The organism is Opitutales bacterium, assembly GCA_013215165.1.
Lineage (GTDB): Bacteria > Verrucomicrobiota > Verrucomicrobiia > Opitutales > JABSRG01 > JABSRG01.
This window is the reverse complement of sequence record JABSRG010000095.1, coordinates 1-7,912: the sequence shown is the minus strand read 5'-3', so window position 1 is coordinate 7,912 and position 7,912 is coordinate 1. Positions and strand designations below refer to the sequence as shown.

At 46.7% G+C, this 7,912-nt stretch carries 6 protein-coding genes; all 6 read right to left on the bottom strand.

The window, feature by feature from the left end; genetic code table 11:
• Window positions 1-34: 34 nt before the first annotated feature.
• The 6 genes from HRU10_14530 to HRU10_14505 all read right to left on the bottom strand — a co-directional run bounded on the left by HRU10_14530 (window position 35) and on the right by HRU10_14505 (window position 7,881).
• Window positions 35-1,669 (bottom strand): response regulator, encoded by a 1,635-nt coding sequence (locus HRU10_14530; protein ID NRA28448.1) that lies wholly within the window; start codon window positions 1,667-1,669, stop codon window positions 35-37.
• Between the two features lie 5 nt (window positions 1,670-1,674).
• Entirely contained in the window at window positions 1,675-2,127 is a 453-nt protein-coding gene (locus HRU10_14525; protein ID NRA28447.1) for a response regulator, read from the bottom strand.
• A gap of 12 nt (window positions 2,128-2,139) precedes the next feature.
• Complete coding sequence (locus HRU10_14520; GenBank protein NRA28446.1) at window positions 2,140-3,702, bottom strand: PAS domain-containing protein; 1,563 nt, start codon at window positions 3,700-3,702, stop codon at window positions 2,140-2,142.
• Between the two features lie 89 nt (window positions 3,703-3,791).
• On the bottom strand, window positions 3,792-4,112 hold the full coding sequence (locus tag HRU10_14515) for a hypothetical protein (protein ID NRA28445.1): 321 nt from the start codon (window positions 4,110-4,112) through the stop codon (window positions 3,792-3,794).
• A gap of 11 nt (window positions 4,113-4,123) precedes the next feature.
• Complete coding sequence (locus HRU10_14510) at window positions 4,124-5,935, bottom strand: hypothetical protein (protein NRA28444.1); 1,812 nt, start codon at window positions 5,933-5,935, stop codon at window positions 4,124-4,126.
• Window positions 5,936-6,495: 560 nt separating this feature from the next.
• The gene (locus HRU10_14505) at window positions 6,496-7,881 is read right to left on the bottom strand and encodes a PAS domain-containing protein (protein NRA28443.1); all 1,386 of its coding nucleotides are present in this window, start codon (window positions 7,879-7,881) and stop codon (window positions 6,496-6,498) included.
• Window positions 7,882-7,912: the final 31 nt, after the last annotated feature.

The following is a 7,912-nucleotide window of genomic DNA, read 5'->3' as shown; positions in this document are numbered from 1 at the left end:
CTCGACTTCCTTCAGGAGCTGGCTGAGCTACACCTTAACAGAACAAAAAAACCTGTCCAAGGTTCGGAACCACTTCACTGTATTGTTCAATCTTGTCTTTTAGATCCCTTATGCGGATTGGCTTCTTGAGGTGATCATCCATTCCACTATCGCGAATCTTAAGTATGTCTTCGGGTGAGGCATTTGCTGAAATATTAATGATAGGGATATTTGAGTTATGGGCGCCTGCCGCGCCTTGGCGAATGAACTGTGTGGCTTCGCAACCATTCATTACTGGCATGCGGGTGTCCATTAGGATGAGATCGAAGGCTTGTCGTTGCAGCTGCGCGATTGCGCTTTTTCCATCTCTCACAATCTGGCACTCGTGTCCTAGTTTTGCGAGTTGTTTCTCGAGGACAACACCCCCTTGAAGATTGTCTTCAGCGACTAATATACTTAGAGTTTTTTCTGGTGTGAGGTCTTGTAGAGCCAGCGCACCATGGGGTGTGTTGTCAGAGTCTATGGACGTTTTTTTGGTATGTTCGAAGAGGAGTTCGAAATATACGCAGGTTCCAAGGCCGAGATTACTCCGTATTTCTATATGTCCACCCATTAGCTGACAGAGCCGTTTGCAGATGGCTAGGCCTAGACCAGTGCCCCCGATTGATTGATCGTTTTCAGGGTTTGCTTGTTTGAATGGTGCAAAAATGGTGTCGAGGGCCTCTTGAGGAATTCCGCTGCCAGTATCTTCAACAGAGCACTTCAGTCGATATCTCTGGTTTTCATTTTCGCCTTGGATTCTAAGAAATATGGTCTTGTTTGCTGGAGTGAACTTGCGTGCATTTACGAGGAGATTATTCAATATCTGCGTAAGTCGCCCTGAATCACCGACTACTGCCCTCGGTAATGGCTCCGGAATACTTATTTGAATTGTTGGACCGGTATCAGTCATTTTCCGATCGACCATATTAACAGTTTCCCTGACTGTTTGCATGAGATCGAAGGCCTTATTGACAATTTTAAGAGTGCCTTTTTCGACTTTGGAGTAATCCACAATGTCTTCGATCAGTATTTCGAGTTTTGTCACATTGCTGAGTGCTATCCCAACATATTCCTTTTGTTCTTCATCCAGTGGCGTGTCCTCAAGCAAGGATACAAACCCTTGAATATTTTGGAGTGGCGTCCGGAACTCATGGCTCATCATTGCGAGAAATATTGTCTTTGCATCACTCGCTTCCTCGGCGGCAAGTTTGGCCTCGAGGAGTGCTGACTGGGTGCGTGCCAAGGCTATTTTATTCTTCCTGCGCTCAACTGCGTGCATCATGCAGCGAACGAGTAGTCCGCGAGAAAATTCACCTTTGATGAGATAATCATCTGCACCCTCGCGCACGGATTCGATCCCAACAGATTCGTGAAGGTTTCCTGTGAATACGATGATCGCAAATTCTCGCTGCAACTGTTGGAGTTTCTGGATACCATTTGGGCCAAAGCTATCTGGGAGCGAAAGGTCTAGGAGGACGATATCACATGAATTTTCAGCAATCCATGCGACGCCCTTTGACAAGGTTTCTACCCAGATGAGCTCGAATGCTCCGGGCGGAGAACAATTCTCTATTGCAGAATTTGAAAACAAGATGTTCTCGAGGATGAGTTTGTCATCCTCACTATCTTCGATAAGCAAAATTTTCACAGTATTTAAAACGTTTGAGGGCGTAAATTGTGGTTTGGCAACAACATGGCCGACCAATATGATGCAACACAGCGTGTGGAGTTGACCAGTTCATCGAACTCAAAGGGTTTCTGGATGTAAGAACTCGCCCCTAGAGCATAGGCCTTTAAGACATCTTCCTCTCGATTGCTTGTGGTGAGAAGAATTGTAGGAACGATCCGGAGGCGCGCATCGTTCTTGAGTTTTCTGATTACATCGAAGCCGTTGATCCTCGGCATATTGATATCTAGAAGGATTAGGTCGGGAAGTTGTGCAGGTCGACTGTTTAGGATTAGTTTTTCCAAGGCCTCCATTCCATTATGAAACACTTCGGTGATTTTGAGTGGGGCAGAGAGGGCGACAGCTTCGCGCATCATTAGGATGTCATCCTCACTGTCATCGATTAGAGCTATATCGATTGTGTTAAGTCCAGGTTCCATCGGCTGGGGTTTCTATTTTTGAAATGTTATCGTGAATTTCGAACCACCCTTAATTCGTGATTCATAGAAAACTTCGCCTCCGTGTTTCTTTGCCACTTCTTTTACTATAGCAAGGCCTGCACCGGTGCCTTCGACGTCTTTGCCCACAGCGCGTTGGAATAGCTTGAATATCCGCTCCGCGCTCTCAGCAGGCACGCCGGGACCACGATCCTGCACAACAATGCCTACGTGATTACTGAATGCTTTGGGAGCCACATAAGGTGTGATGAGTATTTCCGGTGATTCGCCTTCTTTTACGAACTTTAGGGCATTGGCTATCAGATTGAAAATAGCCTGAATCGCCCAAGTCTTGTTAACTTTCAATTCTGGCAAGTCTCTAGCCACTGTAATACTGGCCCCTGATTGCTCGATCCGATTTTCGAGATTTTTGATGGCGCGTTCAACGATTTGATTGCCCTGGACATACTCGAACGGATCTGAGTTTCGCTTGAGACGGGATAATTCGGACACTTCGTTGAGCAGCAAGTCCATGCGCTCGGATGCATGGAGGATGCGAGATAGGAAATTGAGGCTTTTCTCACTCGCGAGTGATTGTGAACCATCACTGAGAAACTTCGAAAAATTACGGATTGCGCGTAGGGGTTCCCTTAGGTCATGAGAAATCACGTAAAGGAGCGTTTCCATGTCTTTTTTCTGCTGCATCACGAATTCTTGCTGTTGGCGAAACTCACTCTCGTCGGTGAGAATGCCTCGGAAATGCACCGGGTTGCGGAATCTATCACGCGTCACCGCTCCATAGCCTCTCAGGTATCTATGGGTGCCGTTTGGGAGCGTGAAATGCCAATCGTATTGGAGGGTGTCCTTAGCGTTTATTTTAGTGCGTATCGTTTCTTCATAGGGGCCGTCGCTGTAGCGATGAATTTCTTTGAAGAAGGTCTTAGAATCCAGCACGCCTTCGATACCCAACCCGGAAACCGCAGAGAATCGCACATCGAGTGTTATCATATCTGTTTTTAAATCCCAGTCCCAAGACCCCAAATTGGCAAGCTGCTCTGCAATGTCTAACCGGCTCTGGTGCTCGGTTATGGACGCCTCTGCCTGCTTAAGCCGACTGATATCGATGAAGGTAATGACGACACTGTGATGTTCCCCGTTGATCTCGTCATAAGGAGTCATCCGAATCAAAAAGGTCGCGCCTGTGTTTGTCTTCGCTTCTATTTCGCAAAACTCACCCGATTCACAGGTTATTTTCACATCGGTAGAGAAGTTATTATAGTCTGTAAAATTATGGCTGATATGGTGGATCGGTCGTCCAATGTCTCGGCGAATCAGGTTAAGTGTCTCGGTCGCAACAGGGGTGAACTTGCGGACCCGTAGATGATTATCTAGGAACACTGTGCCGATCATGGTGTTTTCTAGAAGCTTATCAAAATCAGCATTGAGCCGGGCGAGCTCATCATTCTTTTGCTTATATTCCGAATTTACAGTAAAAAGCTCTTCATTAACCGAGTGAAGCTCTTCATTCGTTGACTGAAGTTCCTGGGTGTAATTGAAGTAGCGGGGAGATTTCCCCAACTGCCTTTGTTGTAGCCGTCCCGCTCTGTCGGGGCGCGGGCCGTTGCTGCGATCCGCGCCTGAAGCCGCGAGCCGACAGAGCGGCTCAACTACAACCACTGGAGCAGAGGAGCGACAACTGGAAAAACTCCCCGTCCTTTCAATTGCACCCGAAGTTCCTCGTTGGCGGTGAGAAGTTCCTCATTTGTATTTTGAAGAGACTCATTGCTCGTTTCGAATTCCTCAATCGTAGATTCAAGGTATCCTTGAGTGTTTATGAGTTCGTCCCGCATGGTGACGTAGTCGTTGTCGCTCGGGAAGGTAGCTGAGTTATTTCCGCTTTCTCCAACTGCGATTGGTGCCAAAGACTCATTTTCAAAGCGAATACTAATATGAAGGTCATCATTATGGCTCGCGCTGAGGGGATCCACGGTGACTCGTATCAGCCCGCCCTTGTATTCGCCTTTGCCTTATTCACCGCACTTGTGACGGCTGACTTAAGATCAGGATCGATAAGCTCACGTAGATTCAGTGTCTGCCTGCCTTTGCTCGTCGTTAAAAATCGGCTACAGTCTCCGAAACTTTGAACTAAGGTGAAATCATGATCGATGAGGACACTCTCTCCATAAATATTTTCAAGAAGCTGCTCCATGCTGCGGCTTAGTGCAAGGTCCTGACGACCTATGCCTTTCTTTGGAAAGATCACAGGAGTGGCCTTGTCTATCGTTCGTTTAAACTCGAATTTTGGATGTTGGGTCCGGTGAGGATGCTCAATAGCAGTATCCTCCTTCCGCCGGAATAATCTTGCTGGAAGGTCAATGCACGTAAACGAGTCCTCGAGAGAATGTGGATTTTCTCCAGAGCCCAGGAATAGGTGGCCATTCAATTTCAAAGCGAAGTGGATGGTCGCAAGGATACGCTCTTGGAGTTCTTTTTCGAAATTGATGAGTAAGTTCCTGCAAAGGACCATATCCAGTCGAGTGAACGGAGGATCTGTAATGATGTTGTGCTCAGCAAAGACGACATGAGATCTTATTTCTGGGCAAATACGGTAGCCGTTTCCTTCTGGGTTGAAAGCATACTCAACTGTAGCGCTATCGAGTTCTTTCAGAGCAGTTTTTGGATAGGTCCCAAGTGACGCGAATTGTATCGAGTTCGCATGGATATCAGTGGCAAAGATCTTGAAGTTCGGCTTGATATTGAGGTCTTGGCAGGCTTTGCAAAAAAGAATCGCCACTGTGAATGCCTCCTCGCCTGTTGCGCATCCAGGAAGCCATACCCGTACAGGATACTCTTCTTTTGAGGCTTTAAGGGTTGGAAAAATGGCTTTCTTGAGAAGCGTGGCGAAAGCTTTTGGGTCCCTGAAAAATGAAGTTAAACCAATACAGAAACTGTGGAATAGTGACTCTGTTTCAGCGGAGTTTACCGTGAGGAATTTGCGGTATTCGCTGATGTCAAAGATCCGAACACGATCCATCCGCTGTTGGATCCCGTTCTGCAATGTCTTCTGTCGATATTCAGAGAAGTCTACTTTGAAATAGTCGTCTAAGTGGCGGTAAATCTTGCGGCATTCTTCATCGAAGGGATTCTGCTTGGTCGGTTTCGAATGGGTAACATTGCCTGCTCCGAAATGGGTCTGAATTGCCGTAGCGATTTCTTTGGGTTTCAAAATTTGAGCTTTCTGATTGTTTGCCTTGCCGGATTCCGGCATGCCCGAAAATTCAGCTGTATCGGAGGATTCTACGATGGCTTTACCGCCTCGCTCGATGATAGATTGAAGCCCAGAGGTGCCGTCAGATCCGACACCCGATAAAACCACTCCAACGCACTGCTCATCCCAGGTTTTTGATGCCGCGGTAAAAATAGCACTTATTGAAAACGAAGGCTTCGCCGCGTTATAATTCTCAAAGGCTGTCACAGAAGTACCATGGAACTCAATGTCGCTGTGAGAGGGCGCGATATATATACGGTTGGGAGCAAGCCGTGTTTGACCGGTCAGGTTTCGGGTTGGAATCCGAGTGACTCGGCCTAGGATTTTGTTGAGTTTACTTTCAAATCCCTCAGGCAAATGTTGGCAAACTAAGAAGGAAACTCCCATCGACTGGGGCATGTTCTTAAAAACCTTTTCGACAGAGGAGAGGCCTCCAGCAGAGAATCCAATCACAACGACTCCGCAGGGAGAGGCGGCAGATTTACACTTTGAAGCGTCGGATTCCGGGCTAGAGCCGGGGGGCTTTGAAATAGTGTGAGCCATGAAGGGCAGAAACTTGCTGCGTTGCGCGCGGGTGATCGAACGAGTATTGAGAGACTATTTGAACATAAGATAATTGCGTAAAAATCACATCTTCCGGATACTATTCATGTTATTTTTATACGGAGACGTCCATATTTAACGGATTAGCATAGATCTGTTTCAACCCCTATTGCTGATCAGATAAGCTGTGGTTGGTGTTAATCGTGTAGGCTTCAGGTAAGGGTTTCCGACTTCAACACCTAACTTGGAAAGGCTATACTTATCAGATGATGGTTTGTTTATCAGTTATGCTACCAGCGCATTTTTTTTTGAGATTGGACAATTAGAAGCGAATATTAAGTGCATACGTCAGAATGATCCACCTCATACCCCAAGGATGAATAAAGAAAACAATCGCATAGTTTGGACTACCCAGAAGTGGGAACTTGATCAAGCGAGGTTACGGAGTAATTTCGAACGAGCTCAAAAGCAACTTGAGCAAACGCGCAAGCTTGCAGAGCGCTATGATCGTCAGATCTCGAAAATAAAGAATTCTGTGATGTTCAGCGCCACCTAATAGTTTAGGCGAGAACCGCCGAACGTTTAATTGGCAAAGCGAAACATATTGAAGTGCCTTGACCCGGCTGTGATTCGACCCAGATACGTCCCTCGTGGCGGAAAATAATTCGTTTGGCGATGGCGAGCCCCATGCCACTTCCGGGATAATCTTCACGGGAGTGCACCTGCTGGAAGACATCGAAAATCCGCTCAAAATCGGTTGGATTGATGCCGATTCCGTTATCTTTTACCGTAAATTGCCATTCATTTTTCTGACGCCGTGCCCAGATAAAGACTTCAAGAGGTTTGTTGCTTTTAAAGCGAAGCGCATTGTCGATCATCGACTCGAAAAGGCTCACAATCTGTTTGCGGTCCGCCCAAAATTCGACCGCTTCCAAATCAAAGTGGAATGTAGCTTTAGCCGAATCTATCTTCTCGGAGAGATTTTTCTGAACCTGAGTGACTATTTCTTGTGCGATTACCTTTTCGAATTCGGAGCCCCGTGTTTCTACACGCGAGTATGCTAAAAGGTCATCCACCCGTTTACGCATATTTAGAGCGCCTGATATCGAATACTCGATAAATTCGCGAGCCTCGCCATCGAGTTCTTTTTCATACCGTCCTTGTAGGAGATCCAGGTAGCTTGAGATAGTTCTCAAGGGCTCTTGTAGATCGTGAGAGACGATGTAGGCGAAATTCTCGAGGTCTTGATTTGACCGCTTCAAGCGTTCACTGCGCATGTAGAGTTCACGCTCGGCAGCCTTGATCGGAGATATATCAATCAATGTGATAACGGCCCCGGAAGAATCTGCCCCTCCTGTTAGGTATGGGTAGATCCGCATAAGAAACCATCCACTTTCACGATGCTGAATCTCACGCTCAATGGGTTCGGTAGATGTGATCACTCCTTTTACGAGTTCCAGTAGGTTTTCGTCTCCGTCTAAGTTGTAAGTGATGTGCTCGAGAGGGCGTCCGATGTCCTGAGTAAGCAGGTTGAAGCTACGACCAATCGCTGGGGTATAACGGCGGATTCGCAAATTACGATCGATGAAGATCGTACCGATCTCGGTGCTTTGCAATAGGTGATCCATATCGCTATTCACCTGGCTAAGCTCGTGATTCTTCTTTTCGTATTCCGTATTAACCGTAAACAGCTCCTCATTTACTGACTGCAATTCCTCGTTGGAGCTCTGGAGCTCTTCGTTGGAAGCAAGCAACTCTTCATTGGTTGCCTGAAGCTCCTCATTACTGGTTTCGAGTTCTTCGATGGTTGCCTGCAAGTTTTCCTTAGAGAATTGTAATTCGCGCTCTAGATCCTGAATGCGACTATTGGTTTCGGTAACTGAATCATAATTCCGCTCGTTGGGTATGACCAGAAGTGCGGGGAGAAAAATTTCGAATAATCGCATTTTATGGTGTACAAGCGTTCACAAGTTTGAA